This is a genomic window from Mucilaginibacter rubeus, from assembly GCF_003286415.2.
In the GTDB taxonomy this organism is placed as follows: domain Bacteria; phylum Bacteroidota; class Bacteroidia; order Sphingobacteriales; family Sphingobacteriaceae; genus Mucilaginibacter; species Mucilaginibacter rubeus_A.
In genome coordinates this window covers 3,658,654-3,682,832 of sequence record NZ_CP043450.1, presented here as the reverse complement: position 1 = coordinate 3,682,832, position 24,179 = coordinate 3,658,654, and the positions used below count along the sequence as shown (strand labels likewise).

Sequence of the window (24,179 nt, the reverse complement as noted above, 5' to 3'; positions counted from 1 at the left end):
ATTAATAAAGACGCCTGTTGTTTGAAGAGCAACAGGCGTTTATTTTGACCAGATAAAAAAATAACATAATAATATTACAAAGGATTGTGTTTTTAATGATAAAACGTTTTATCTATATTTGAACGGTTTTACCTACTATCACGCGCAAAAACCAAAACTATTCATGAAAAAAATACTTATTCCACTACTTTTAATTGGGGCAACATGTTGTGGCGCCAAAGCCAATGCTCAGGAAGTTTTCAAGAAAAAAGGGTACCAGGTAACTTTCATTAATAAGGATGCTGCCTTCAGCACCGAATTGAAAGACAAGCTGATCAAAACCTTTTTTGAGGTATATCCTAAACTGGCAAAAGAGTACAACAAAAACACATCTAAAAAGGTAACTTTTGTTATCGACACCGCCTATGATGGCGTAGCGGCTACCGGGAATGATACCGTAGTATTCAGCGCTAAATACATGACTAAACATCCTGGCGACATTGATGTAGTTACGCACGAAGTAATGCATATTGTGCAGGCTTACGGTAACAGCGTTGGTCCCGGATGGTTAACTGAAGGCATTGCAGACTATGTCCGTTTTAAATTTGGAGTTGATAACGCCGGTGCAAAATGGGCGTTGCCTGCCTTTAAATCAACCCAAAACTATGATAATGCTTACCGCATAACCGCCCGCTTCCTGGTATGGACAGAGAAAAATTTTAAACCAGGATTGGTTAAGGAACTGGATAAGCAACTGCGCGACCATACCTACACCAACGATAGCTGGAAAAACCTTACCGGTAAAACTGTAGACGAATTGTGGGCTGCCTATGCAGCAAACCCTGCTATTTAAACCGTTTACGTTTGTTGTGTAACAAATGTAGCTAAACCACAATTGGCACTGTGTTTTATATAAATTAGCTGCCTTATCACAAAAAAGCTAAAGGCTGTAATGTAAATAAACAGGAGGGCCGGTGATGATGAATATTTTTCCGGCGTAGCCGGGAACAAGGATATACTTAATAGTACAAATGAAAAAATTACTTACAGCGTTATTAATAGGGTCGGCGGCATATGCGCAGGCCCAAACCAAAACGGAAAAGCTGGTTGATTATGTTAACCCCATTATAGGCACACAACGTATGGGGCATACTTATCCTGGTGCTACTGTACCATTTGGTATGGTGCAGTTAAGCCCTGAAACGGATACGGCCAGCTATGAAAAAGACGGTCACTACAATCCCGATGTGTATAAATACTGCGCGGGTTACCAATACGATGATAAAACGATAGTCGGCTTTAGTCATACCCATTTCAGTGGCACCGGTCACTCAGATCTGGGTGATTTTTTGATCATGCCAACTGTCGGAACACTTAAACTAAATCCGGGCACTGCCGATAAACCGGGTAGCGGCTACCGTTCAGCATTTTCGCATCAGAATGAGGTTAGTGCAGCTAACTATTACAAGGTAAAGCTGGATGATAACAATATAACGGCCGAGCTAACTACCACTGCAAGGGTTGGTTTCCACCAGTATACTTTTCCTAAGTCAGATCAGTCGCATATCATTCTTGACCTGATGGCTGGTATCTACAACTATCCTGATAAAAACGTATGGACTTACCTTAAGGTAGTAAACGATTCAACCGTTGTTGGCTTTCGCCAAACCAATGGCTGGGCACGTACCCGTACGTTGTATTTTGCCATGAGCTTTTCAAAGCCATTTTATCAGCATGGTTATAAAAAGTATGATAAACGCGAGGTGTATGGTGGTTTCTGGGGTAAATTCAATCAAACCAAAAACTTCCCTGAAATTGCCGGCAAACAGATCCGTACTTACTTCGACTTTAAAACTGAAGAAGGAGAGAAGATCAAGATCAAGTTTGCTATATCTCCTGTAAGTATGGATGGCGCTATGAATAACATGCGCACCGAGGCACCGGGATGGGATTTTGATAAGATCAAGAATGACGGTCAGCAACTTTGGGAAAAAGAACTGCACAAAATTGAGATTGCCGGAAGCAAAGAAACCAAACTAAACTTCTACACTTCCATGTACCATACCATGATCAACCCAACGTTGTACATGGATGCTGATGGTCAGTACAAGGGTCTTGATCAAAATGTACACAAGGCAGATGGTTTTACCAACTACACTACATTTTCGCTTTGGGATACTTACCGTGCGTTGCATCCGTTATTCAACATTATTGAGCCGAAACGCAACGCAGACATGATCCAGTCGATGCTGGCCCACTTTGATCAGAGCCCGGAGCACATGTTGCCGGTTTGGTCAAACTCGGGTAACGAAAACTGGTGTATGAGCGGCTACCATAGCGTTGCCGTAATTGCTGACGCTGTTGTAAAAGGCAATGTGAATTTTGACGCCAACAAAGCGCTTGATGCTTGCGTTGCTACAGCCCGCCACCGCGATTATGAAGGTATTGGAGAGTATATGGATAAAGGATATATCCCCGACGAAAAAAGCGGTGTATCTGTATCTTCAACTCTTGAATATGCTTTTGACGACTGGGCAATTGCTCAGCTTGCCAAAAAGCTGAACAGGAATGATATTTATGAAGAGTTTATCAAACGCTCCGAAAACTATAAAAACGTTTATGATGCCTCGATAGGTTTCATGCGTCCTAAGCTGGCCAATGGCTCGTTCAGAACTAAGTTTGACCCTTTGAGCACTATTAATGAAGGCTTTATTGAGGGCAACAGCTGGAACTACACGTTGTTCGCTCCGCAAGACCCTAAAAGCCTGATCAAGCTGATGGGCGGCGATAAACGTTTTGTGCGTTACCTCGATTCATTGTTTACCATGAACCTGCCTGATAAATATTTTGCCGAAACTGAAGACATCACCCGCGACGGTATTATTGGCAACTACGTGCATGGTAATGAGCCATCGCACCACGTGGCTTACCTGTATAACTGGACAGATAAACCATGGAAAACACAGGAACGCGTACGCATGATTTTGCCGATGATGTACAAGCCGACCCCAGATGGTTTGGGTGGTAACGATGATACCGGCCAGATGAGTGCATGGTACATATTTACCTCGCTTGGTTTTTACCCGGTAGCACCAGGTTCTGATCAATATTCAACCGGCAGCCCGGCTGTTGACCACGCGGTTATCAACCTGGATAACGGAAAGAAGTTTACCGTAAACGTTAAAAATCAAGGCCCTAAAAATGTGTACGTACAAAAAATGGTACTAAACGGTAAGCCGCTTGATAAGCTTTTTATCAGTCATGACGAGATCATGAACGGTGGCGAAATCACTTTTTACATGAGCTCGAAGCATAAGTAGAGATTAGAGATTAAAGATTAGTAAAAGGGCTTTCCGCATTGGAGAGCCCTTTTTGTTTAATCATTTTTATTTACCTGTAATGATAAAAAATGCCCCTGTCAAACGGTGTCCATACGCAGGCTGTTTGGCCGCATGATTTTAGCGCGTTATTGGCCCAGGTGTTGCAGGTATAAAACATATTGTATTTACGATTGGCTTCATAAAATGCATCGTTTTTATCATAATTGGCATTTGTTTTTATGTTGATGATGTTGCCGGCGGCATCTCTTTTAAAACTGTCATCCACAAAAGCTATCAGTCGTTTATACTGCTCATTGCTGATCATGATCTTTTTGCAATCATTACTTTCGGGCATGCTTTGATAATAAGTAGCATGGATAGCCGATGTACTTAGCGCGAAGGCCGCTTTAAAAGCGGTACTAAACTTTAGATCGGCCCAGGTAGGGGTGCTTAGATAAAAGCCTTTATCACCCCAGCCTATAGCTAAATATCGGGCTGTGGTATCCCTGCTTATAGTATTTTGGTAGCTTATTTCCTTGCTCCAATCGGTAACGGCATTTTTAACAGGGACAACGATATCTGTATGATCGCCATTGGTTAGGATATAAATGGCTACATCATTTGAGGTTTTTGCCTCTTTTTTAACGCTCCATACAGAAAATATAAAAGCCGCAAAAAGGTAGAACAGTACAAATGCCACAAAGCCCAGCACGAGTCTTAAAATTACCTTCGCAATTTTTGTAATGGTTTTCATAATTAAGGTTTTTAGGTTTGGTTTACCTTAATTAATACTGGAAACAGCAGAAGGTGACCCTATAGGTAGATTGGGCTCTCTAAAAGCTAAAAATGAAAGAGCAAAAGGCAACAGGTGGCTTTCAGGATTCGAACCTGGCTACATGTATTGCTACACGTTTTCAACCATCGAAGTAACACCCGCTTACGGCATCTTTCATTACTTATTCCCGAAGGGATTTGTGTCTTTGTTTAAAAATCAGGGAATAAAGAGCAACGGGCAGCAAGCGCGGGTATAGCATTAAGGGTGCGAAGTAACGCTTACTAACGGCATCTTTATTCCTGATTGCAACAGGTTTAGGTAAAAGAAAATGATGAACAACAGACTGAAGGCAACAAGCAACAAGTGTTTCGGTTGTCCCATGCTCTGATCTGCTGAGCTACTTTAGCTTTTGGCTAAAGGCCGGATTTTTACCGGCGACCCTGGGGTTAAAATGCGAAGTAATACTTGTTTACGACACTTTAGGCTGTTGTTCATTTAAAAATAAGGGCAATGGTTAACAAATCTTCTGCATTATGCTCTACCAACTGAGCTACCGCTGTTACCAACGGGCCGGGTTCGAACCGGCGACCCTAACGTCCCTAAACGAAGTAGTACTTGTTTACGGCACCTTATCTTCTTTCAAAATTTTAAAAAAGAAGGGTAATAAGCTATAAGTGCTTGCTTACACTGCGTTCTACTCGTCTAAACTACCCTTTCGGGGCCGGACTCAAACCGACGTTTCAGGAATGGAAATCGAAGTAACACTTATAAACGACACCTTCTTTATAAAGAGCAAAGGCGGCAAGAGACCTGGGGGCTGCAAGCGAGGACTCGAACCTCCATCATGGCTTTCACCACAATGCCCTCCCCATTATTGACTGCGAAGTAACTCTTACCTACGGCATCTTTATTTTTTTAAGTGCAGGGATGTTAGCGTCCCCGCACGTTTTATAAATCTATTTTGTTAATGATATCCAGCGCTGTGCTTCCGTTTTCAATTGCTGCTAACACATCAAAAACTTTATCGCTCCAGCCTGCTATTAAGTACACATCGTTTTGCAATAGCTGCAATGGTGCGTGGCCATAACCAGCCAGGTCAAACAAGTACAGCTTTGCCTCTGGCGCAATGTGTTGTTTATAATAAATCCACTGCTCCTGGATGTGGTTGCTGCCACCGTTACTGTTCCACAGTTGGCAATCGGTAAATAGCATTATCTTGTCCATGACTGCACGTCGGGTACTCAGGTCATGGATAACCAGGTAGCCATTGGTTGAATAGCCCACTTCACTTTCGCGGCGGTAAAACTCCTGCACGTTGCCTAATATATTGTTGTGTGGTATGGCAATAGTTTTCCAACGGTCGCCAAACATACCTACTTCCACATTTTTGCAGCGCGATTGCAGCAACATAGCCAGCATCAAACCGATATCGTATAACAGCACTTTTGATTTTGCTGAAATAGGCTTCTGCATTGATCCTGATACGTCGCAGGCCAGTACTACACGGGTGTTTTCATTAAAACCCCTGATATTGGCTGCGCTTGCCTGTACCGCTTTCTCCAAAGCATCCAGCAATTCGCCGGTGTAGCCTTTGTTGCCCGTTATAGCTGCTTTGGCCGCCCTCGCAATATTTTGTACTGCCGATGCAGGAGTTATCAACTCACGGTAAGCCGCCAGATAACGGAATGGGAACTGTTTGGCTTTAGCCACCTGTTCGCCATCGACTAATGTTGCGCATACTTTTTTAAAGTGCGCATAGCTTACGCCGGCATCCTGTATGTTGCGCAGGTTACGCAGTAAGGCCATATAACCAACTTTACCGCTATCAATCAGCTCTTCCCATTTGGCACGGAACGCTATCGCCCTGGCTTCGGCACTGTCAAAATTCAGCTGACCAAGAGCCGAGAGTTCTGTTTCCCAGGTGTAAGGCGTTTGCAGTTCGTTTGCTGCAATCTTGTTAAAGATCAGCTGCTGCAAATCGTCTTTGGCACGTGGGTGCACCAGGAACAAAGCGTCGCGCATTTTAATAGCACCATCGCGGTTATATTTAGCAAACTGGTATTCATCAAAGCGGTTAAATGCTTGTGATAAACCTTTTTGCATTTGTTTTGACAAGCGGTTGAGCTTTTTTGTGCCTTTGCGCTGGTTTAATGTTTCATAGCAAGCCAGTAACTCGGTGATCTCATCTGCGCGACCGATAACCCCGTCGGTAACCCGGGCAACCAGATCGTTGCCCGAGTGCAGCTTAGCCAATTCGGTAACCAACACCAGCGGTACCGAACGCATATACATTTTGGTACGTGCATAAACTGCCAGTTTACCAACAAATACCGGGTTACATTTAGCTATCAGGTTGCGCAGGCGCTCCATACGTACCTGGTCTTTTTCATAAAAGGTGTCGTTTAAGCTCCAGGTTACTACCATGGTGTACAATTCCAATTCGGCACTCATGGTAAAGGCTTTCGCGCCTTCATGATTTGTCGTTTTGGTTTTTACTCTGCTTAATAGGTTGAATTTCATTTTGAACCTCCTTTATTTCGTTTTGTTGATACAAAGGTTAAAGGTTACTGCGCAGTGTATTTGCGCAGTGAAAAATATTTTTATTTTTTTTCTGAACCCTGATTTGTAGGATTAAAAGATGGACATGATGTTTTAGTAAATTGTGAAAATTCAGAAGATTAAATGTTGCTTTAGAGTTCTACTCAAGTAATCCTTTAATTCTACGAATCAAGGTTCAAATAGTTGTTAAGAAAAATATTTTTAATAATTATTTTTTAATTTAAATATTGTTTGTATAATTGCATCATGAAAACAACAATATGTATACAATGTCCATCACCCATACTGATTTATCAGAGGAGATAGCTATGTATATATAGTAAGTATATAACAACATTGAAAAATCCTCTTAGATAAAACTAAGGGGATTTTTTGCTTTACAGGGTAGTATATCAATTGGTCAGATTACCACATTTGGGATGTGGAGGCTCCCGGTTCGAGTCCGGGTTACCCTACTGATTTACAGCTGGAAATATAGCTCAATGGTAAGAGCAGCACCCTTATACGGTGTCGGTTAAAGGTTCAAGTCCTTTTATTTCCACAACATGGCCGGTTGCCCGAGTGGTTCAAGGGAGTCCTCTGCAAAAGGAATGCTCGCAAGTTCGAATCTTGTACCGGCCTCTCTTTTTTATTGATGCGTAATTACAATACGCAGCGGATTTGATTATTGGATATCCTGTGCGGCGATCAGTTGTTTTGTTATTAAATACTTATTTAATAGTATTTATATAGGTATTTTTTGTCTTTTTTGTTTTGTGGTTGTAGTTTTTAATTATTGAATGATATCTTCTATCCTTGAACAATCGGCGATTGTTTTCTGTGTTGTATTGTTTGAAAGAATGTTGTGTAAATAGCTGTAAATAAATATATTGCTATTTTTATTTGGATTTATTCTAAATAGAGTATTTCTTTGTAGTCAATTACTCATCTGTTACCGTTATGAATCCACTGCTTGAAGTAATATCGCCCCGGTTTTTCATCAAAATAAGATGTCTGCTTAATTCCAGGTCATTTGTTCCTGAATCGGGGCGAAAAATCTATCCAATCCTAAACCACCCGGTGTCCGTCGCCAAACCTTACATCGGGCAGCAATTAACCGATCCTTTAATATTTCAATTTGCAAATGAATAAACTTCAACGTGGCAGTTTTACTTTTTTCGACTTCATTCAACTTGCCTATTCATTAGTTATAGGTAAAAAGAAGCAGAGCTAAGTATAAAGATTTAATGAGATGAGCCTTTCAGGTAGGGTTATAGCCTGAAAGTAAAAAAGCCCCGGTGCCTGGTCGCCAAACTTCACACCGGGTAAATGTTAACCGATCCTTTAATCTAATTAATCATTCTAAACAAAACTATGAATTCTTCCCGACTATGCAGTCAACCTTCTACATTCAATCCATTACAAAAAGTTAATATTTACAATACGCTAAAATGGCTGGGATGCCTTGTGTTACTGCTTATTAGCAGTGTTGCGCAGGCCCAAACCCCGCATGGTACAATTAAGGGTAAAGTTGTCACGTCAGACGGGCAGCCTGGTGAGTTTGTGAATGTGGCCCTTAAAGGCACCAGTAAAGGTACCCATGTAAACGCTAATGGTATGTATACCATAAACAATATCAATCCGGGTACTTATACCCTGGTTGCCAGTTATATTGGGCTTAACACACAAAACCAAACGGTTGAGGTTAAAGCCGGCGAAACTATTGAAGTTAACTTTACCCTTACCGAAAATAACCAGCAATTGCAGGAAGTGGTGGTAACATCGGGCAAAAAGATTAACAAATTTAGCCGTCAGCAAAGCGACGATGTTGCCAAGCTTCCGCTTAAAAACCTCGAGAATCCTCAGGTTTACAACGTTGTAACCAGCGAGTTGCTAAAAGATCAGCTTAACGTAAATATATCTCAGGCTTTATCAAACGTACCCGGCGCTGTTCCATCTATTGATCCGGCTGGTGGCACCAGTATTACCTTGAGGGGTTTTACGGCCGAGATTGCCGCCCGAAACGGCATCCAGTTCATAGCGGCCGGTCGCTCATCTGTTGATCCGGTGAATGTTGATCATTTTGAAGTATTAAAAGGCCCATCGGCTACGTTGTTTGGCAATACGGTATCATCTTATGGTGGCGCTATTAATATGGTTACTAAAAAGCCTACAGCCGAAACTAAAGGTGAGATCACTTATTCGGCAGGTAGCTGGGGTTTAAACCGCGTTACTGCCGATATCAACACTCCACTTAACCAGGAAAAAACAGCATTATTTCGTGTTAATGCCGCTGTAAACAAACAACAAAGCTACCTCGTAAACGGCCATAACAACACGTTTACTATCGACCCGAGCCTGTTGTATAAGGTAAATGACCGCCTTACTTTGTCGGCCGACCTGGAGATTTACCACGAAGATCTTACCCGTGTGCCTTATATGCGGTACACCGGGTTGAATATCACCAACATTAATCAAAACCCTTTAGATTATCGCACTTCACTTTACAGCGATGGGATCAACGCTGTGACCAATACCTTCCGTTCATATTTTGAGGCTAAATACAAGATCAATGATAGCTGGACATCGCAAACTAACATCTCGGTAAACAACGAGAAGGTTGCCAAAAGTTATCAGGCATATCCTACGTTCATCAGTCCTACGCTGATAGAACGTGGTATTTCATTATTTGGCCCGATAACTACCATCAATACAGATATTCAGCATAATTTAAAAGGCGATTTCAAGATCGGTAAGATTCGCAACCGTCTGGTTTGGGGACTGGATTATATTCACACCAAAAGCGATTTTACCTATGCCAGCGCCACTATCGATACTATCGACATTACAAAATCATACGGCCCTGTTACGCAACCACTGGCTGATAAAGCTATTCAGAATGGCTTTACCGGATTATATCCTTCAGAATTTAACCAGTACGCTACCTACGCCTCTGATTTAGTAAATATTACAGACAGGCTGATGACGCTGGTTAGCTTACGTGTCGACCGGTATCAGCTTAAAGGCAATGGTGGATATAGCCAAACATCACTTACCCCAAAATTGGGTTTAATATATCAACCCGTTAAAGACCAGGTATCCATTTTTGGTAATTACATGAGCGGTTTTACCAACAATGGCCCAATTGTGCAGCCCGACGGCACACGGGTTGTTTTGAAACCGGAACATGCTTTTCAATGGGAAGGTGGTGTTAAAGTAAGTACAGCCAATAACAGGCTTTCGGCAACGGTAAGTTACTACAACATTGATGTGCGCGACGCTTTGCGTTACGATAACTCCAATTTTACCTATCAGGACGGTAAGCAAAAAAGCCAGGGAGCAGAGGTAAGCATTGTTGCTAACCCTGTAGAGGGCGTTAACCTCCTTGCGGGATATGTTTATAACAAAAATCAATACATCCGCGCTACATCCGGCGAAGGTAAGGATGTAACCGGTACACCAAGAAATGTGGCCAATTTTTGGGGTAGCTATAAATTTCAACCTGGCACTATACTGCAGGACTTTGGTTTTGGCGTAGGTGGTAACTATGCTCAAAAAAGCTATTATGATCTGGACAATATCATCGTGATCCCGTCATTTGTACTGGTGAATGCTACCGTGTTTTATGAACAGCCTAAATGGCGTTTGGGGATTGCTGCCAATAATACCGGTAATAAAAAATACTGGTCGCCGTCGTTTACAGCTAACCCGCAGCCTTTGCGGCAGCTAATTGCCTCGGCTTCATTTAAGTTTTAACCTTCATCACATACCGGTCGGAGATGTAGATCTCTGGCCGGTTTTTTTAAAAAAACACTAATGCCTGATTGCACCTGCTATGCGTGATTTGATTAATGAAATAAAGTTACGACCCATATCACAGGTTATTTTAAAATACCTGATGGATCACCGGGAGCCTGTGGATGCCGAAACCATTTGGCTTGATGTAAAAGCTAACGGGGCTACTTTTAGTATAGGTTCTATTTATGGGCACTTAAAGCGGATGGAGGATGCGGGAATTATTGTCAAAGTACCGAAAACCGATAGGAAAGCTTTATACCAATACATATCTTCAAATGCTTAACAAGATATCAGGTTGGCTTCACGTGGTTAAATCCTGTTATTCACCTCCGAAGAATAAGGGTGTGTGGGCATTGGTAATCCCTGAATTTCGACGTTGCTAAGTAATATTGCGAAATATAGTGATTGTAAATAAGTGTTGTTTTTATTTAAGTATTTGATTTTTAGTGTTATATGTGTTTGGCCTCTGTTTGGCAATGGATGGTGTAAATTAAAAAGCATCAACCGAAAGCAAAGCCAACATGAAAACATTATCTACCGTAAAAAGAAACCTCATCTCAGTTTTTAAATATCTTTTCATACCCCATAAAACGCTTTCGCCCGGGGAAAGGGCTGCCTGTATTAAAGGAGAGCTGATATCGATATACCTGATCACTATCAGATTGTATTATGTGATCTATAATTGATGTTGGATTTGTACTTTTATCCTGATGACCCAAGAGGAAGTAGTATATATAATAAGTAATTTCAATAGCCTAATTAGTGAGCCGGAGCTGATTGCTTTGAAACACCATTTCTACGTGGGCGAAATCAACGGAAATAGTTTACGTAAACGATGGTACCTGGAAAATAAAAGGATTACCGAAGACCCGGAAATATTAAAATTACTGGATGATGGTTACGAGCAGCTGCGATTAAGGGCTGCTGAAAATGCATTGAAAAACCATCCTGATAAAGTGTATTTTAACAGATGTGAGATATGTGGTAAAGTTGCCCGTACACCTCTCGCCAGGCAATGCCGGTTTTGTGGCCATGACTGGCACTAAGTCTACTCGCTGTCTTCGTTCTTAATCCCTTTCAATAAAGCATAAATAGCCATGGCATGACCATGCCCCAGTTCAAAATCTGCCTTAAGCCAATTGGTGACATCGCCGGCTTTAGCAAGTAGCTCGCCATTTTTTGTAAAACCTTTTTCTTCAGCCAATTGTCTAAAATCAGCCGGCCCTTTGCCCGTTTTCTCTTTTATTGTTTTTAAATATCCCTGGAATGACATGGTTTATATGTTTTAGATAAATTAAAGGTCCGCTACAAAAATTACACCCCTTTTTTGCCATTTACAAAATCGAGGATCTTTTTAGTCTCCTCCGGATAAATGCCAATGTAGTGGCTCCTCACCATATACGGCACTTTCATTTTGCTTTGGGCAGCCTCGAGCCTGATCACGTTTGATGCCTTATTTGGCATGTGGCAATCAATACAATATGTTTTTATAGCCGTACCCATTTGCGGTGCCAGTTTGCAAAAATTATGATTAGCCTCACTGTGGCAGCTCAGACATTTTTGCGTGTAGGTTACCATACTTTGAGGCTGACTTACGTGTGGGTTGTGGCAATTACCACAATCCATTTTGCTCATGGTGTAGCACTTGCTGGCTATCAGCAAATCATATTGGTTACCATGAACGTCGGGCATATTGCTGCCGGGTATTACACGCGGTTGGGTACGGTCTTTTAGCAAGGTATCGCCCATTTCAAACTCAAATGATGAGCGTTGCGGGATATTTTTATTGCCCGAGTGACAAACCGCGCAAGCATCCATTTTTTGCGTGCGCGATAATGATGCGTAAGTGGCAATATATTTTGCCTTTTTATCATCGGGGTTGTCGGTATGGTAGTTAACGTGATTGGCTGCAGGGCCATGACAACGCTCACAATCGATACCATAAATGAGGGAAGCTTTTTCAAAGCCGAAATCGCCAGCCTGCGGCGGAAGTTCTTTTACGTACGAACTATGGCATTCCAGGCATCTGCGCAAAATAGGGCGACCGAAATTCATACGATCAGGCAAATAACCAGGACTATTGGCCCAATTATGGATAGCCGCAAAATAGGATACCGGCAGTTCATAAAGCATTTTGCCTTTCCAATACATGTAGGTTTGGGCTTTGCCGTTGCCAATGGAAACATCAAAAGGTTCGGCTTCTGTTTCTTTTCCGTTGAGATAACCAACCTGGTAAAGGCTGTCGTTGCGCTTTTCCATTACTATTTTTTGGCCCATGCCAAACTCAAAAGTGTTCGAATCTTTAGTAAAGCTGCCCCGGATGTTATGGATATTAGCCAACTGCGATGTTTGAAAATGCGCGGTATGCAGAAACGAGTTGTAAACGTCGCTGTGGCACTTTTTACAACTCTCGGATCCGGCGTAAATTTCGCCCCGCGGATCAGCAGAAGTTGAGTTATAGCACTGGGTTAAAATGAAGCTTAAAGGTATAAGAGCAATAAGAGCTAAAAAAGAGTATCTTTTTTTGAGCATTGTTTACGGTTATCTGGCTGGTTATAAATTGGTTTTGATTTTTAGGGAAACCCGGTAAAATCCAATTCCAATTTAAATCAATATTTATATAAAACAAATGCTAAAACAGGCAGTAGAGGTGATGTAGGGGAGAGGTGGGATTTCGGAATTGGGAATTTCGATTTCGGATTTACGGCGTTAGCAGTGCGCCTAAAGATTTATGAAGTTTTTTAAATTTTGTAAATCTGAACATCCACAAATTATTTGCTGATAAATGGTTTATGCACTATGGAGGCTTTGCTCATGGTTTGCTGGATTTTGTATAAACGAGTAGCCATTTCAAAACGTTCTTTATAGCTTCGTTTCAACCCTTCTTTTAAGAGTTCAATTTCAGCATCGCTAAGTGTTTGCTTGTTTTTCTCCATACTATAGCTAATCAAATTTATGAAAAAATAAGCTTTAAGGCAAAATTTGAGAATGGCTGCCTGACCTCTATAAGGTAATGAGATTTACGAAGTTTTTAAAACTTCGTAAATCTGATAAGAACATGGCTGAAAAGAACTATATCTGCGAATAGGCTGTAGGTACCAGCATAGTTGATGTTATTTTATTAACCAACAGTGCATCGGCGTATTCAGGTACGGCGCTAATCTTTTTCCATTCAGGATCGCTGCCAAAGGCTTTCCAGTGGGCGCTTTTTGCTTCCATGTCGTCAAATGTGATCATATAGGTAAGATTAGGCCTTTGCGGACCGATAACCGTTTCGCCCCAAAAAACAGGTTTGAAACCAAGCCGTTTGAAAACATCTATTTCGCCTTGGTCATTAAACATCTCAATCTTCTTTTTCCCGGCGGCCTCAGTGGCGCTTTGGTACTGCCGCAATTCAAAAATCCTTGCCTTATTTTCCGGAGCTTCCAGGTGTGGCATGTGTACAAATGCTTTTAATAATGAACTTTCAATGCGCTCATAAGCGGGGGATGCAGCCGGGGCGTTCAGATAGGCGGCTCCTTTAGTCTGTAGCTGGGCATCAGTGTCAAAGCTTTCTGTCACCGAGCTGAAATGGGCAAGACTATTAAATTGTATCAATACAAAAAGCCTGGTTTGGCTTTCGGGTTTCATTTCGGTAAATACACCTACGTGTTTTACGCCTAAACGATTAAGCGCTGGTATGGCGGTATCTTTCAAAAAATTCTCAACCAGCTTTTGCTGTTCCGGACTTTTAAGGCTGTATACTCTTAGCTCATAATACTCGGCGGTTTTAGGGGCGGTTTCTGTAGCGTAGCTCATAGCGGGTAAAACAGTTGCGGTTACACCGGTTAACAGGGTTGATTTAACAAAGGAGCGCCTTTTCATAGGAGGTTTAATTGTTTGGCTAAGATAGGCTTTTCGGCAAAAATGCGGCGCGGCTGTTGTATGTTTTTGAAAACGAAAGCATCATCTAATTGTAATACAAAGGCATCTGATTTTGGCCGGCTTGCAAATTTCTCTAATTTGGTCACCTGCCTTTTGCAGATCATCTATTTATTATGAGCCAACTATTATTACCCGCCTCTGTATTCGATTTTATGAGGCAACTGAAACAGAACAATAACCGCGAATGGTTTGCACAAAATAAAGAAGCTTATCAGCTGCAACTGGAATATGTGGAGACTTTTACTGAAGGGTTATTGAATTTGGTTAATACGCATGACGTAATTGAAACGCCTACCGCAAAAAGGGCGCTGCACCGTATTTACCGCGATATCCGTTTCTCAAAAGATAAAACACCTTTTAAAAGCAATTGGAGCGGCGGTTTTAAACGTGCAGGCAAACATCGCAGGGGTGGGTACTATTTTCACCTGGAACCGGGAAATACTTTTATAGGAGGAGGTTTTTGGGCGCCTAACACGCCCGATCTCAAACGGATCCGCGACGATATCGCCTTTGATCCATCGCCTTTAAAGCAGATCATAAACAGTAAGGAATTTAAAACTGTTTTTGGTGTGTTGGAGGGAGAGCAGCTTAAAACAACCCCCAAAGGTTACGCCGCCGATGATGATGCCATTGAGCTTTTGAGGTATAAACAGTTTTTAGTTAGACGACGCTTTACCGACGCCGAAGCTTTAAGTCCGGATTTTGTAAAACAGGCTTCTGACACTTTTAAAAGTATGCGCCCGTTTTTTGATTACATGAGTGATGTGCTCACCGCAAATTTAAACGGGGAAGAGGATTAGCCGAACCCTTTATGGGGGCGACTTACTTATGTCCGGTTGACCCGTCGTTAGCTTCCGTGATCTTGCTGAGGTTGTAGTGCATTTGGCCGTTATGCTCTTCGCCTTTAAGCAGGCCTTTGTTAAACAGGTCGGCCAGGGTGGTTTTAACCAGAGCGGTAAGCTGCTCATTTACAATGCCGGGCTGCAGGCTTTCCAGTTCTTTTAATACCCTGTCTGCCGTACCTTCGCCAATCTGGGCGAGCGCGTAAATAGCTTTGTTTTGCTGGGTATCCTGCGTATCGAAATGCGCGGGGATATGCAACGGTTTATATTCTTCCCTGAATTCTTCGTCAGATAATGCCATGATAGTAAGTTTATTATCTATTAACAAATGTCGTCGGGGTTTGTGTGGCATGTTTCTAAAACAATAAACGCGGGCTTATGGCCCGCGCTCAGTTTAATTTATAAGATAGTTTTAGCATTAAACAGTTGATGGGTTTCTGATAACGCCCAGTAAAAATGAAATTACGGCAATTACCAATAATGCATGTATTAAACCTGTTGCCGAGTAGGCAAAAACGCTGATCGCCCATCCTATAATCAGGATTACCGCGATGATATACAATAGTGATCTCATAGTTTGATGTTTTTAGTTTGTTATATAAACTACTTTAAAAACCATGCCATAAATCATTCTTTATGTAAAAATATTATTTATACTGACAGTGAATTGATTTTAGCGAAATGTGTTTTGTGGCATCCCTATTGTTATATTTTGCGGATAAACCTGCATTATGAAACCTTTTTTCGTAACCACCGCCAATAACCTGTCACTTGTAATCATGCCCGAAAGTGAGGCGCATGCCGATGGGCACCCATTTTTAACTTATACCTACAGTATCTTCCGGCGCGATGACTCGATTCTTGCCAGGCTAAACCAACCCGACAGGCTTTTGCTGCCAAATAAGAAAAACAATCCTGATTATCTCGGGTATGTCAGCTTTGAGCAGCCTGGCAAAGTGTTTAGTTATTTTGCTGATGGCGAACACGAGCTATCATACGACGAAGTAGTGGATGTGATTGAAGAGATCAATCATTTTAGGGACACGCCACAATTATGGACGATTTAAAGTTAGATGTTCACATATTACTCCCATAAAAATGAACAGAGGCGCTAAGGAAAATCCTTGCGCCTCTGTTTGTAAATAACAAGAGTTATTATTTTTATTTAGTTGGCGGTATCAACTGCATGAAGGTTACAATACTACTGGCTTCGTACGATTGAATATCGCCGGTAGGTGTGCTTACAGCATAATTACGGTAAGTTAGATTACGGGCGTCGCGGTTCTTCCAGCCTGTGTTGACGTTGGTTTGAATCCAGCTCAAGTACTGGCTTTGACCGCCATCATTTATCAACTGTACTATATACTGGGCAAAAATAGCTTTTAGCACACCTTGTTCGTTAAAATCGCCTTCGGCAGGAAGTATGCCGTTGGTACACAGGTTGTTTTTAACATAATCGGTATATAGTTTAGCATCATTCAGGTAAGCTACATCGTTGGTTTGTTTGTATAGCGCCATGGCCGCGCCGATGGCTGTGCCCGAATTATAAGTATAGTCCTGACCACCGGCCGGGTTATTGCCTATTTTATTGTCGTTTACTTTACCAGATGCATCAACCAAATTGGTTTTTGACCAGGTGTAGATAGATTTAGCCTTGTCAAGGTATGATGCATCTTTGGTGATGCTATACAGTTTCATGGCTGCTATAACAGTTGGGAAATTGATGCACGAGTTTTTACCGCTGTGCTGAAAGTCCCAGAACATGCCGCCATCTACCGAGTCGTACGATCCATTCCATACCCGCTCAAATCCGACTTTTGCTTTATCAAGATAAGTGGCATTGCCTGTGAGCTGGTTAGCGCGGGCCAAAGCAATTACCCACCACATCATATCATCATAAATAAACCAAACGGTAGTATTGTTCCAGTTGTAGCCATCGTAATGATTGTAGTTTCCCTGGTATATATCACTGATCCGGGTTAATTGTGCCGGGGCTTTGGTGCGTTCATAAACATTCATGGCCATATCCCAGTAAACAGCCTGTGTCCATATAGCGGCTACGCCGTCTTTTTTGGTGGTGCTGAAATAAAGCTTATTGTTTGAATCATAAAAGGCATTATTGAACGCGGTATAAGCAAGATCGGCATCTGCACTGCTAAAGCCGGTGTTGTTATCGGTTGGAGTAGGGGTATTGGTATCGGGCTTGGTAGTAGCAGGTGTAACTTCCTTTCCCTTACTGCAGCTTACCGCGGTAATAAAAGAGCTCAGGAGTAACAGGTAGATCGTTTTTTTCATAATTTATAAATGTAGGTTAGTAAAATTGGCTTGGTTGGTAGCGCGATAAGATTTGCTTTTATTTATCAATAGGCGGGGCAATTATAGGTTAAAAAACCGCTGCTTGACGGCGTTTTAACCTATAAAAAATCGTTAACCCAATTTTTAACCGGCATTTTAACCGACGAAGCGGATTTTGAAAAGAGAAATATTAAGCCGCAGCTTTTAGCCTTGCGCTGGTTTACGTTTGGTGGTATGTGCTTTACTTTCCTTTTTGTCTGGCACTGGTGTAGATGGAGGGGCTGAATGATGATGTTGTTGATGACCATGTACCAGCCGCTCGCGCATAAAATGGGTAAGCTTATGATGAAATGGCACCAGTACAGATGCAAGGCATACTAAAATGATCAGCTCAAGCACCGGTAGGTGGTTACTGATGCGCTGCACAAAAGGGTGGATGAATAAGGTAAGGAACTCAAAAGCCAGCAGCAATGACAATACACTCATAAACTCAATAACCTTGCGGTGGGTGCGACTTTTACTAAGTAGCAGCACAATCAGGAAAAATGTGGGTATAAATACGGCTATGCCAACCAGTTGCAGGTTAACTATACGGGCTTCTTCTTCGCGGTGCTTTTCTTCGGCAATTTCCTCCTGCCGGGCGGCTTCGTTAAAACTTAGCGTTTGAATCTGCTTAACCTTTTCGGCATTGAACATGCTGTCTTTCGCGGCGATGGAGGTTTTTAGATATTGGAGTTCGAGGTGATCGTTTTTGCCCCGGTATACATCGGTAAGCAGGTTGCTGGCATGGAAAATGCCTTCAGGATATGCGGCTTTTTTTGCTGCATTAAGAGCCAATGAGGCGTAGTATACGCTTGAGTCGGGCGCGCCGGTTTGTTTATAGAGCTGTGCTATGCTGTTATAGCTGTCGGCAAGGCTGTTCTGATCGTTGATTTTGACTGCGTAATTTACACTTACCCGGTAATAATCCAGCGCAAGGGCAGTGTGCCCCATTTTGTAGTTGATATCGCCTAAAATGGATAAGGTATTGGACATGGTGGCCGTATCCTTGAGGTTTTGTTTTATGGTATAGGCCTGCATCTCATAATTTAAAGCCGAATCAACTTTGTTAAGTTTGATGTAGCAGTTGCCGATATTAGCCAGGATAATGCCCAGACGGGTGGTTTCATGTAATTCTTCTGCAACGGCTTTAGCTTTAAAATGATAGGACAGAGCTTTTACGTTGTCCATCTGATCGGAATAAACAATGCCTATATCACTCAGGCTTTTTAAAATGCCAAGGCGGTCGTTAATTTCTTCGCGAATTTTTAGGGAGTTGAGCAAAAAGGAGAGGGCGCGGTCATACTTGCCGTTTTTCCATAAAACTACACCCAGGCGGTTCATACAGTCGGCTTCGCCTTTTTTAAATGAGAATTTGCGGGCCAGTTCAAGCCCCTGTTGCGCGTACATCAAAGCGCTATCGGGCCGGGTAGCTTGTAATTGCAGGCTTAATTGCCTTAACGGCTCAACGCCAGCTGTGTCGTTTTTATGCTGATCGGCTTGTTGTCTTAACTGGTTTAGCGTGTTTTTTTGAGCATAGGTATTTACCACGATGCCCGTGAAAAAGCATACGCAAGCCATCACCTTTTGTATGTGGTTCAGCATAGATTATTTATAAGCATAAGCTCCGTTTTGATAAACGGGGATAAAAGATATACAGGGTAATGGTACCGGCTTGTTAAAAATGGTTATCTAACTATCCATCGAAGGTTCTTCTGCTGCCGCTTCTGGTTCTGGAACGTCGGCAAATCCGTCGGCCCCTTCGTTTTCCGGCTCTATGCCTGTTTCGTTATCAGCAAATCCCATTGAAGTGTTTTTGTCCCTAAAACCCATTGAAGTGTTTTTGTCAAATGCTTTGGTTGATGCGCTCATGACTTTAAAGTTTAAAATCCGTTTAAAACCAGTTAATTGTTAATTGATCAGGTATATAAATATACAATTATATTTTACTGATAATCAAATTTTTACGCATTATGTGAAAATGATGTGATGCTATAGCCTATTATTTTGCCGCTTTGAGAATTTGATGAGGATGCAAGAGGCAAAAGAGGAAAAATATAGCCTGTTTTAAGGAGAGTATATGGCAGAAAGATTTTTTAAATCCGCGATTTTAGATGACGTAACGCGGCCTGTACATGCTCCCCGTGGTTTTTATGCCAGTTGGTTACCTCGGCCGGATCAACAAACTTTATCTCAAGGCTTTCTAACGATATTTCGATGTTGCCGCTGATGTATTTGCAAAGGTATAGCGCCTGTAAGGAGCTATGAGGTTGTCCAAACCTCCCGGCTGGCACAGCCAGAAATTGTATTAGCTCAACGGGTTCAACAACAAGTTTCGCTTCTTCCCAAAATTCGCGTTTGATGGCTGTTTCCGGATCTTCACCAATATCAACCCAACCGCCGGGCAATCCCCATAGCAGGTCATCGCTGCGGTGTTCAACCAGTATGCGGCCCTGTTCATCAAGCAAAATGCCATTAACGCCTACTTTCGGGGTTGCATATCCCAGGTCATTCTTAAAGCGCTCTTTTAAAACTTCGGTTTCGAGGCCGGTAAATTCGCTGTATTCCTGGGTGGCTATCTCAAGCAGTTTTTGGTAGCGCTCCATGTCAAAAGGGCTTTTCGTGTACCTGATGCCGCTTTGAGCCAGGGCGTATATGCTTTCAAGCAGGTCGATATAGTTCTTTTTCATACAGTGCCTGCAATATACCTAACAGCTTATATAACCGGGATAAAGAAATTATAAAATCATTGGTTGTGATTATTGGGTAGGTGACAGAAGTTATGTAATTTTGAATCATGCTGTTCTCCTGACCGCATCAGCCAGTATGTGGTTCAGAGATGCACGAGTTCGAATCTCGTTCTGGGCACACTCCAAATTCATAAGAACTTCTTATTTGCTTAATTATTGGGTCGAGAGTTTGAATCTCTCCGGGGTCACAAAATACTTAGTGTATTTCTATGTTTTTTTTAATTCAATAATTTTGTCTTTTAAATGGTTTACTGATCGTTCTTATGAATTTTTCAATAAGGGTAAATGGGGGTTTAGCAGAATCGAAGAAGTCTGAGCTGAATTTAAAATCTTTATCTTCCTGTAATAATCTTTCTGCCATTTTTTGGGGGTCGAAGCCTTCAGGACGCATAACCTGATCGTTGAATGCAATTTTGATTTTTTCGACACTCATAACTAATTGCTCAATGTTAATGTTGGCAAGTTTTAGGGCTCCTATATAACCGAAGTCGCCCATTGTTAAATTATATCCTTCCCATTTATTTTGACATTGTTCCCATAATCCAAACTCACTTTTGTCAATGATCATCTCCTTGTTTACAACGTCAAATATTAATGTTTCAAACACTTTATCCTCTTCCTCTTTTGGTAAAGGGTATTCTTTTTTGTTCAGTAAAATATCTATGACACTTTCGCCATAATTTAATACTTCTGACGCATCAATACCTCCCAATTGTGTTATATGAGTTTTGATACCTGTTTTTATAATTATTATTGTATTTCCAAATTCACTAATCTCATCATTAATAATCTCCTCTGTTGTTTTTACTAATAACGGAAATTGCTCTTGCTGAGAAATATAATCGATATCCAAAATTTGTTCAATATCATACATTTGGTTGTAAAGTAAATTTAACGACCAGCCTTTCCACCTTTGTTGGAGTTTATTTAAGTAAAAGTCAGTTGCTGATGTTGTGCCGAATTCCAAACTCCAAAAGTAGAGTGTCTTTTTATCGATATTGATAATTACGCAGCCTTCTATCCAAACCTCATTCAATAATACCTCTACCGACTTACATGATCTTACAAAATCTATAAAACGCTTTTCCCCAAGATAAAGATCGGATGTTATGACGTTAGCTCTCCAATGACTGTAATGGATGGTCTTCTGAGAGTTTTCAATAAATATATAATTTGCTCTTTGCCCCATCTAACTAATTATAGTTTATTTAAAGCTACAATTTTCTTGCAACTCTCTTTAAGAGTTTCGACACGAGCAACATTATAAACCTAAATCGGATATTCTATTACGCGTTTTTCTATTTTTCTATTCGTCGCATTTGCCCTACTATTGGTCGCATATACACCGTAGCGGTTGTTTTCTTATTCCTGAGATTTGTATTGTAACAAAAACAAATTGTAAACATAAACCTATACAGGAGGCAAATCTTATGAGAAAGATAATCGTTTTAACATTCATTACATTAGATGGCATAATGCAGGCACCCGGTGGCCCGGAAGAGGATACAGCAGGCGGTTTTAAATTTGGTGGTTGGTCGGCACCTTTTACCGACGAAGAGTCCGGTAAGATCATGCAGAAGCAGATGGAGGCTACGGATATCCTTTTAGGCCGGAAAACATTCGATATTTTTGAGAGCTACTGGCCTCAACATGCTGATTATTGGCCGGGTATTAACGACGTAACAAAATATGTGCTGTCTAACACTAAAGATAAATCTGACTGGAACAACAGCATATTTCTTACCGGCGTAGAGGATATTAAAAAGCTTAAAAATTCAGAGGGTTCGGATTTAAAAGTGTGGGGTAGCGGCGAACTTGTTCAACTGCTGCTGAAGCATGACCTGGTAGATGAACTTTGGCTCAAGATTTACCCGGTGCTTCTTGGTAAAGGAAAAAGCATATATGGCCCGGAAACTCTGCCAATGACATTGGAGTTAACAGAAAGCACCGTTACGCCAAGTGGGGTGATTGTGGCTAATTACAAGCGAGCCGGTGAAGTGAAGACTGGTAATCTGGGCGCGTAAATAAATTCAGGAAGCCGCTCATTCTCCAAACAAAATGCGGGTCATTTCGGCATGGTGGTTATTCAGGAAATGCCGGGTAACCATGTAATGCTCCGTTTCCTCGTATTGTACCCGCTTAATGCCCGAGTCATCCAGTTGGTAAATGGTGGCGCCCGGGTAGGCTAATAAAATAGGGGAGTGAGTGGCAATAATGAATTGTGAATTTTCGCGTACAACCGTGTTGATGAGCGACAAGGCAGCCATTTGCCGGTTGGGTGAGAGCGCGGCCTCGGGCTCGTCAAATATGTAAAGCCCATTGCCTGTAAGCCTGTTGGTGAGCGTGGCCATGAACGATTCGCCATGAGAGCATTCATGAAGTGATTTAACTCCATATTGCCTTTCAAATATGGCCCGGTCTTTTTCACTTTCGTAGGCGTTTTCCATATAGGTAGCCAAATTATAATAACTTTCGGCCCGGAGGAAGAAATAGTCAGTCGGCTTTTTGAAACTTTTAATACCGGTTAAATAGTTAAAAAGCTGCGACGAATTACTATGCGTTTGAAACTGCGCATTTTTTGAACCGCCCTCGGTACTAAAACCCATCTGTAAAGCAATTGCCTCAATCAGTGTTGATTTTCCCGAGCCATTCTCGCCAATAATGAAAGTAATGTCAGGGTGGAATTTTAACGAATGAAGGTTTCTGATAGCAGGAATTTGAAACGGGTAGGTATCAAAAGATGGCACCATATCACGTTTCAGTTGGATCTCTTTAAGAAAAGGTTTGGCTTGCATGGTATGGTAAAGATAGGGAATGTGATTGCATGTAGACACAGTCTACATACATTAAAACCCGTAGCTGGAGACTACGGATAGCGAAGGAGGGAGAATTAGTTTGGAAAAAATGTTGCAATTTGGTTGCTAATGATACCCCATTCTTCGTAATTATCAAAGTTGAATTTATCTTTATATACAGATAAAAAGGTCAATATTTCAAGACGCAGGTTTTCGATATCGTCCGGACGAAATAACTCTTGAATTTCATCGTAAAATTGGAAAAAATGTCCCCTTTCCCAATTGGTTAAAGTGTTAAGTAAAGCTATACCATCCAGAATGTCGCATGCTCTCTGTAGTGAGATAGTGGTATTGTTAAGCTGATTAAAAGTCAGGCTAAGTAGTACGCGGCCGGCAATTGGATCCGTGCTTTTATTCATCCTATTGCCGATAAGCGCTATTACTTCGTTAATATTTTTACTCATTGCAAGTTCAATGAAAAAATAATCCGGTTCCGCTTCAGCGAGAATGATATCATCGGCCCATTTTACAATTTCGGTTTTGGTGACAAGTTTCCATTTTAGCCCAAGGTAAAATACTTCAAACAAAAGCTGATATGATTGTGGAAAGGCTGGCATTAGTAATTAGTGATAAGATCATTTTGGCCGAGGAAATATCCTTCAAAGCCACCAAATAAAATAAAATCCTGGTCATTTTCTGAAATGGCCATTAGACGTTCGTCTTCAGGATCAAAAGTAAAGTAGAATAGACCGTCACTTTTAAGCAAGCTTAAATTCTCAACGTATCTAAAATGATGATTGCGGTTGTGATAAAAAGAATATTCTCTTATATCGTAAAATTTGAGCCTAAATATTTCGCCTTTTATAGGTTCGAAATCTATCTCAATAAATAATTGATGATTTTGCGTGAAGATATTTATTCTCAAAATATTTGAATCAAGAATGCGGACTTGAAACTTCTTTAACAAGTCAAATAGTTCATCGTCTTTTGCTATGTACTTCATTACAATTAATTTGGTTGTGTTTTGATCTTTAATATAGTCTATTTATAGCCACTGATAGCAGAATAGCCGCTTATACTTAGTTAGGTTAAACGGGGCTCACAGGCGAGGATGCTTGCAGCAG

At 41.5% G+C, this 24,179-nt stretch carries 25 protein-coding genes and 3 tRNA genes; 12 read left to right on the top strand and 16 right to left on the bottom strand.

The window, feature by feature from the left end; genetic code table 11:
• Positions 1 to 163 precede the first annotated feature (163 nt).
• Both DEO27_RS14535 and DEO27_RS14530 read left to right on the top strand, forming a co-directional pair.
• On the top strand, positions 164 to 832 hold the full coding sequence (locus DEO27_RS14535) for a basic secretory protein-like protein (RefSeq protein ID WP_112573728.1): 669 nt from the start codon (positions 164 to 166) through the stop codon (positions 830 to 832).
• A gap of 178 nt (positions 833 to 1,010) precedes the next feature.
• Positions 1,011 to 3,299 (top strand): GH92 family glycosyl hydrolase, encoded by a 2,289-nt coding sequence (locus DEO27_RS14530; RefSeq protein WP_112573727.1) that lies wholly within the window; start codon positions 1,011 to 1,013, stop codon positions 3,297 to 3,299.
• Between the two features lie 70 nt (positions 3,300 to 3,369).
• On the opposite strand, the gene DEO27_RS14525 is transcribed toward DEO27_RS14530, so the two are convergent.
• Both DEO27_RS14525 and DEO27_RS14520 read right to left on the bottom strand, forming a co-directional pair.
• Positions 3,370 to 4,053 carry a TIGR02117 family protein gene (locus tag DEO27_RS14525; RefSeq protein ID WP_112573726.1) on the bottom strand — a complete coding sequence of 228 codons (684 nt, stop codon included), beginning with the start codon at positions 4,051 to 4,053 and terminating at the stop codon, positions 3,370 to 3,372.
• A 969-nt stretch (positions 4,054 to 5,022) separates the two neighbouring features.
• Positions 5,023 to 6,594: a TROVE domain-containing protein gene (locus DEO27_RS14520; protein WP_112573725.1), complete on the bottom strand. Its 1,572-nt coding sequence runs from the start codon at positions 6,592 to 6,594 to the stop codon at positions 5,023 to 5,025.
• A 420-nt stretch (positions 6,595 to 7,014) separates the two neighbouring features.
• Between DEO27_RS14520 and DEO27_RS14515 the strand changes: the two genes are divergently transcribed.
• From DEO27_RS14515 to DEO27_RS14490, 7 genes are all read left to right on the top strand, one after another.
• A tRNA-Pro gene (locus tag DEO27_RS14515) sits at positions 7,015 to 7,088 on the top strand.
• Positions 7,089 to 7,101: 13 nt separating this feature from the next.
• Positions 7,102 to 7,174, top strand: a tRNA-Ile gene (locus DEO27_RS14510).
• A 6-nt stretch (positions 7,175 to 7,180) separates the two neighbouring features.
• Positions 7,181 to 7,254: transfer RNA gene (locus tag DEO27_RS14505), tRNA-Cys, on the top strand.
• 732 nt (positions 7,255 to 7,986) lie between these two features.
• Positions 7,987 to 10,368 (top strand): TonB-dependent receptor, encoded by a 2,382-nt coding sequence (locus tag DEO27_RS14500; protein ID WP_112573724.1) that lies wholly within the window; start codon positions 7,987 to 7,989, stop codon positions 10,366 to 10,368.
• 142 nt (positions 10,369 to 10,510) lie between these two features.
• Complete coding sequence (locus DEO27_RS14495) at positions 10,511 to 10,693, top strand: hypothetical protein (RefSeq protein WP_262714170.1); 183 nt, start codon at positions 10,511 to 10,513, stop codon at positions 10,691 to 10,693.
• 238 nt (positions 10,694 to 10,931) lie between these two features.
• Positions 10,932 to 11,096, top strand: a complete 165-nt coding sequence (locus DEO27_RS31450) for a hypothetical protein (protein WP_190295419.1) — start codon at positions 10,932 to 10,934, stop codon at positions 11,094 to 11,096.
• 24 nt (positions 11,097 to 11,120) lie between these two features.
• Complete coding sequence (locus DEO27_RS14490) at positions 11,121 to 11,456, top strand: hypothetical protein (protein ID WP_112573722.1); 336 nt, start codon at positions 11,121 to 11,123, stop codon at positions 11,454 to 11,456.
• A 2-nt stretch (positions 11,457 to 11,458) separates the two neighbouring features.
• Here the strand turns inward: DEO27_RS14490 and DEO27_RS14485 are convergent, their stop codons facing one another.
• The 4 genes from DEO27_RS14485 to DEO27_RS14475 all read right to left on the bottom strand — a co-directional run bounded on the left by DEO27_RS14485 (position 11,459) and on the right by DEO27_RS14475 (position 14,274).
• A complete protein-coding gene (locus DEO27_RS14485; RefSeq protein WP_112573721.1) occupies positions 11,459 to 11,683 on the bottom strand; it encodes a DUF4287 domain-containing protein in 225 nt (74 codons plus the stop codon).
• Between the two features lie 41 nt (positions 11,684 to 11,724).
• Positions 11,725 to 12,942 carry a cytochrome c3 family protein gene (locus tag DEO27_RS14480; protein ID WP_112573720.1) on the bottom strand — a complete coding sequence of 406 codons (1,218 nt, stop codon included), beginning with the start codon at positions 12,940 to 12,942 and terminating at the stop codon, positions 11,725 to 11,727.
• A 239-nt stretch (positions 12,943 to 13,181) separates the two neighbouring features.
• Positions 13,182 to 13,346 (bottom strand): hypothetical protein, encoded by a 165-nt coding sequence (locus DEO27_RS31445; protein WP_190295418.1) that lies wholly within the window; start codon positions 13,344 to 13,346, stop codon positions 13,182 to 13,184.
• 136 nt (positions 13,347 to 13,482) lie between these two features.
• Positions 13,483 to 14,274, bottom strand: coding sequence for an NIPSNAP family protein (locus DEO27_RS14475; RefSeq protein WP_112573719.1), 792 nt, complete (start codon positions 14,272 to 14,274; stop codon positions 13,483 to 13,485).
• 173 nt (positions 14,275 to 14,447) lie between these two features.
• Here DEO27_RS14475 and DEO27_RS14470 point away from each other — a divergent pair, with 173 nt between their 5' ends.
• Entirely contained in the window at positions 14,448 to 15,134 is a 687-nt protein-coding gene (locus DEO27_RS14470; protein ID WP_112573718.1) for a DUF2461 domain-containing protein, read from the top strand.
• Between the two features lie 22 nt (positions 15,135 to 15,156).
• Here DEO27_RS14470 and DEO27_RS14465 read toward each other — a convergent pair whose 3' ends face one another.
• Both DEO27_RS14465 and DEO27_RS14460 read right to left on the bottom strand, forming a co-directional pair.
• Positions 15,157 to 15,477 (bottom strand): hypothetical protein, encoded by a 321-nt coding sequence (locus DEO27_RS14465; protein WP_112573717.1) that lies wholly within the window; start codon positions 15,475 to 15,477, stop codon positions 15,157 to 15,159.
• A 117-nt stretch (positions 15,478 to 15,594) separates the two neighbouring features.
• Positions 15,595 to 15,750 (bottom strand): lmo0937 family membrane protein, encoded by a 156-nt coding sequence (locus tag DEO27_RS14460; RefSeq protein WP_112573716.1) that lies wholly within the window; start codon positions 15,748 to 15,750, stop codon positions 15,595 to 15,597.
• Positions 15,751 to 15,907: 157 nt separating this feature from the next.
• On the opposite strand from DEO27_RS14460, the gene DEO27_RS14455 reads away from it, so the two are divergent.
• Entirely contained in the window at positions 15,908 to 16,243 is a 336-nt protein-coding gene (locus DEO27_RS14455) for a hypothetical protein (protein ID WP_112573715.1), read from the top strand.
• Positions 16,244 to 16,337: 94 nt separating this feature from the next.
• On the opposite strand, the gene DEO27_RS14450 is transcribed toward DEO27_RS14455, so the two are convergent.
• The 5 genes from DEO27_RS14450 to DEO27_RS14430 all read right to left on the bottom strand — a co-directional run bounded on the left by DEO27_RS14450 (position 16,338) and on the right by DEO27_RS14430 (position 21,449).
• The gene (locus tag DEO27_RS14450) at positions 16,338 to 17,471 is read right to left on the bottom strand and encodes a glycoside hydrolase family 76 protein (protein ID WP_112573714.1); all 1,134 of its coding nucleotides are present in this window, start codon (positions 17,469 to 17,471) and stop codon (positions 16,338 to 16,340) included.
• Between the two features lie 204 nt (positions 17,472 to 17,675).
• Positions 17,676 to 19,115: a tetratricopeptide repeat protein gene (locus tag DEO27_RS14445; RefSeq protein WP_112573713.1), complete on the bottom strand. Its 1,440-nt coding sequence runs from the start codon at positions 19,113 to 19,115 to the stop codon at positions 17,676 to 17,678.
• Between the two features lie 87 nt (positions 19,116 to 19,202).
• Positions 19,203 to 19,382, bottom strand: coding sequence for a hypothetical protein (locus DEO27_RS14440; protein ID WP_112573712.1), 180 nt, complete (start codon positions 19,380 to 19,382; stop codon positions 19,203 to 19,205).
• Positions 19,383 to 19,606: 224 nt separating this feature from the next.
• Positions 19,607 to 20,200: an NUDIX hydrolase N-terminal domain-containing protein gene (locus tag DEO27_RS14435; RefSeq protein WP_112573711.1), complete on the bottom strand. Its 594-nt coding sequence runs from the start codon at positions 20,198 to 20,200 to the stop codon at positions 19,607 to 19,609.
• A 283-nt stretch (positions 20,201 to 20,483) separates the two neighbouring features.
• Complete coding sequence (locus tag DEO27_RS14430; protein ID WP_112573710.1) at positions 20,484 to 21,449, bottom strand: hypothetical protein; 966 nt, start codon at positions 21,447 to 21,449, stop codon at positions 20,484 to 20,486.
• Positions 21,450 to 21,690: 241 nt separating this feature from the next.
• On the opposite strand from DEO27_RS14430, the gene DEO27_RS14425 reads away from it, so the two are divergent.
• On the top strand, positions 21,691 to 22,284 hold the full coding sequence (locus DEO27_RS14425) for a dihydrofolate reductase family protein (protein ID WP_112573709.1): 594 nt from the start codon (positions 21,691 to 21,693) through the stop codon (positions 22,282 to 22,284).
• A gap of 18 nt (positions 22,285 to 22,302) precedes the next feature.
• On the opposite strand, the gene DEO27_RS14420 is transcribed toward DEO27_RS14425, so the two are convergent.
• The 3 genes from DEO27_RS14420 to DEO27_RS14410 all read right to left on the bottom strand — a co-directional run bounded on the left by DEO27_RS14420 (position 22,303) and on the right by DEO27_RS14410 (position 24,058).
• Positions 22,303 to 23,055: an AAA family ATPase gene (locus tag DEO27_RS14420; protein ID WP_112573708.1), complete on the bottom strand. Its 753-nt coding sequence runs from the start codon at positions 23,053 to 23,055 to the stop codon at positions 22,303 to 22,305.
• Between the two features lie 95 nt (positions 23,056 to 23,150).
• Positions 23,151 to 23,642, bottom strand: a complete 492-nt coding sequence (locus DEO27_RS14415) for a hypothetical protein (RefSeq protein ID WP_146750070.1) — start codon at positions 23,640 to 23,642, stop codon at positions 23,151 to 23,153.
• Positions 23,643 to 23,671: 29 nt separating this feature from the next.
• Positions 23,672 to 24,058: a hypothetical protein gene (locus DEO27_RS14410; protein WP_112573706.1), complete on the bottom strand. Its 387-nt coding sequence runs from the start codon at positions 24,056 to 24,058 to the stop codon at positions 23,672 to 23,674.
• Between the last annotated feature and the right edge of the window lie 121 nt (positions 24,059 to 24,179).

Bases quoted from the DNA above. Each gene is read 5' to 3' on its own strand.
- DEO27_RS14535 (WP_112573728.1), top strand. From the start codon at position 164: ATGAAAAAAATACTTATTCCACTACTTTTAATTGGGGCAACATGTTGT.
- DEO27_RS14530 (WP_112573727.1), top strand. From the start codon at position 1,011: ATGAAAAAATTACTTACAGCGTTATTAATAGGGTCGGCGGCATATGCG.
- DEO27_RS14525 (WP_112573726.1), bottom strand. From the start codon at position 4,053: ATGAAAACCATTACAAAAATTGCGAAGGTAATTTTAAGACTCGTGCTG.
- DEO27_RS14520 (WP_112573725.1), bottom strand. From the start codon at position 6,594: ATGAAATTCAACCTATTAAGCAGAGTAAAAACCAAAACGACAAATCAT.
- DEO27_RS14500 (WP_112573724.1), top strand. From the start codon at position 7,987: ATGAATTCTTCCCGACTATGCAGTCAACCTTCTACATTCAATCCATTA.
- DEO27_RS14495 (WP_262714170.1), top strand. From the start codon at position 10,511: ATGGATCACCGGGAGCCTGTGGATGCCGAAACCATTTGGCTTGATGTA.
- DEO27_RS31450 (WP_190295419.1), top strand. From the start codon at position 10,932: ATGAAAACATTATCTACCGTAAAAAGAAACCTCATCTCAGTTTTTAAA.
- DEO27_RS14490 (WP_112573722.1), top strand. From the start codon at position 11,121: ATGACCCAAGAGGAAGTAGTATATATAATAAGTAATTTCAATAGCCTA.
- DEO27_RS14485 (WP_112573721.1), bottom strand. From the start codon at position 11,683: ATGTCATTCCAGGGATATTTAAAAACAATAAAAGAGAAAACGGGCAAA.
- DEO27_RS14480 (WP_112573720.1), bottom strand. From the start codon at position 12,942: ATGCTCAAAAAAAGATACTCTTTTTTAGCTCTTATTGCTCTTATACCT.
- DEO27_RS31445 (WP_190295418.1), bottom strand. From the start codon at position 13,346: ATGGAGAAAAACAAGCAAACACTTAGCGATGCTGAAATTGAACTCTTA.
- DEO27_RS14475 (WP_112573719.1), bottom strand. From the start codon at position 14,274: ATGAAAAGGCGCTCCTTTGTTAAATCAACCCTGTTAACCGGTGTAACC.
- DEO27_RS14470 (WP_112573718.1), top strand. From the start codon at position 14,448: ATGAGCCAACTATTATTACCCGCCTCTGTATTCGATTTTATGAGGCAA.
- DEO27_RS14465 (WP_112573717.1), bottom strand. From the start codon at position 15,477: ATGGCATTATCTGACGAAGAATTCAGGGAAGAATATAAACCGTTGCAT.
- DEO27_RS14460 (WP_112573716.1), bottom strand. From the start codon at position 15,750: ATGAGATCACTATTGTATATCATCGCGGTAATCCTGATTATAGGATGG.
- DEO27_RS14455 (WP_112573715.1), top strand. From the start codon at position 15,908: ATGAAACCTTTTTTCGTAACCACCGCCAATAACCTGTCACTTGTAATC.
- DEO27_RS14450 (WP_112573714.1), bottom strand. From the start codon at position 17,471: ATGAAAAAAACGATCTACCTGTTACTCCTGAGCTCTTTTATTACCGCG.
- DEO27_RS14445 (WP_112573713.1), bottom strand. From the start codon at position 19,115: ATGCTGAACCACATACAAAAGGTGATGGCTTGCGTATGCTTTTTCACG.
- DEO27_RS14440 (WP_112573712.1), bottom strand. From the start codon at position 19,382: ATGAGCGCATCAACCAAAGCATTTGACAAAAACACTTCAATGGGTTTT.
- DEO27_RS14435 (WP_112573711.1), bottom strand. From the start codon at position 20,200: ATGAAAAAGAACTATATCGACCTGCTTGAAAGCATATACGCCCTGGCT.
- DEO27_RS14430 (WP_112573710.1), bottom strand. From the start codon at position 21,449: ATGGGGCAAAGAGCAAATTATATATTTATTGAAAACTCTCAGAAGACC.
- DEO27_RS14425 (WP_112573709.1), top strand. From the start codon at position 21,691: ATGAGAAAGATAATCGTTTTAACATTCATTACATTAGATGGCATAATG.
- DEO27_RS14420 (WP_112573708.1), bottom strand. From the start codon at position 23,055: ATGCAAGCCAAACCTTTTCTTAAAGAGATCCAACTGAAACGTGATATG.
- DEO27_RS14410 (WP_112573706.1), bottom strand. From the start codon at position 24,058: ATGAAGTACATAGCAAAAGACGATGAACTATTTGACTTGTTAAAGAAG.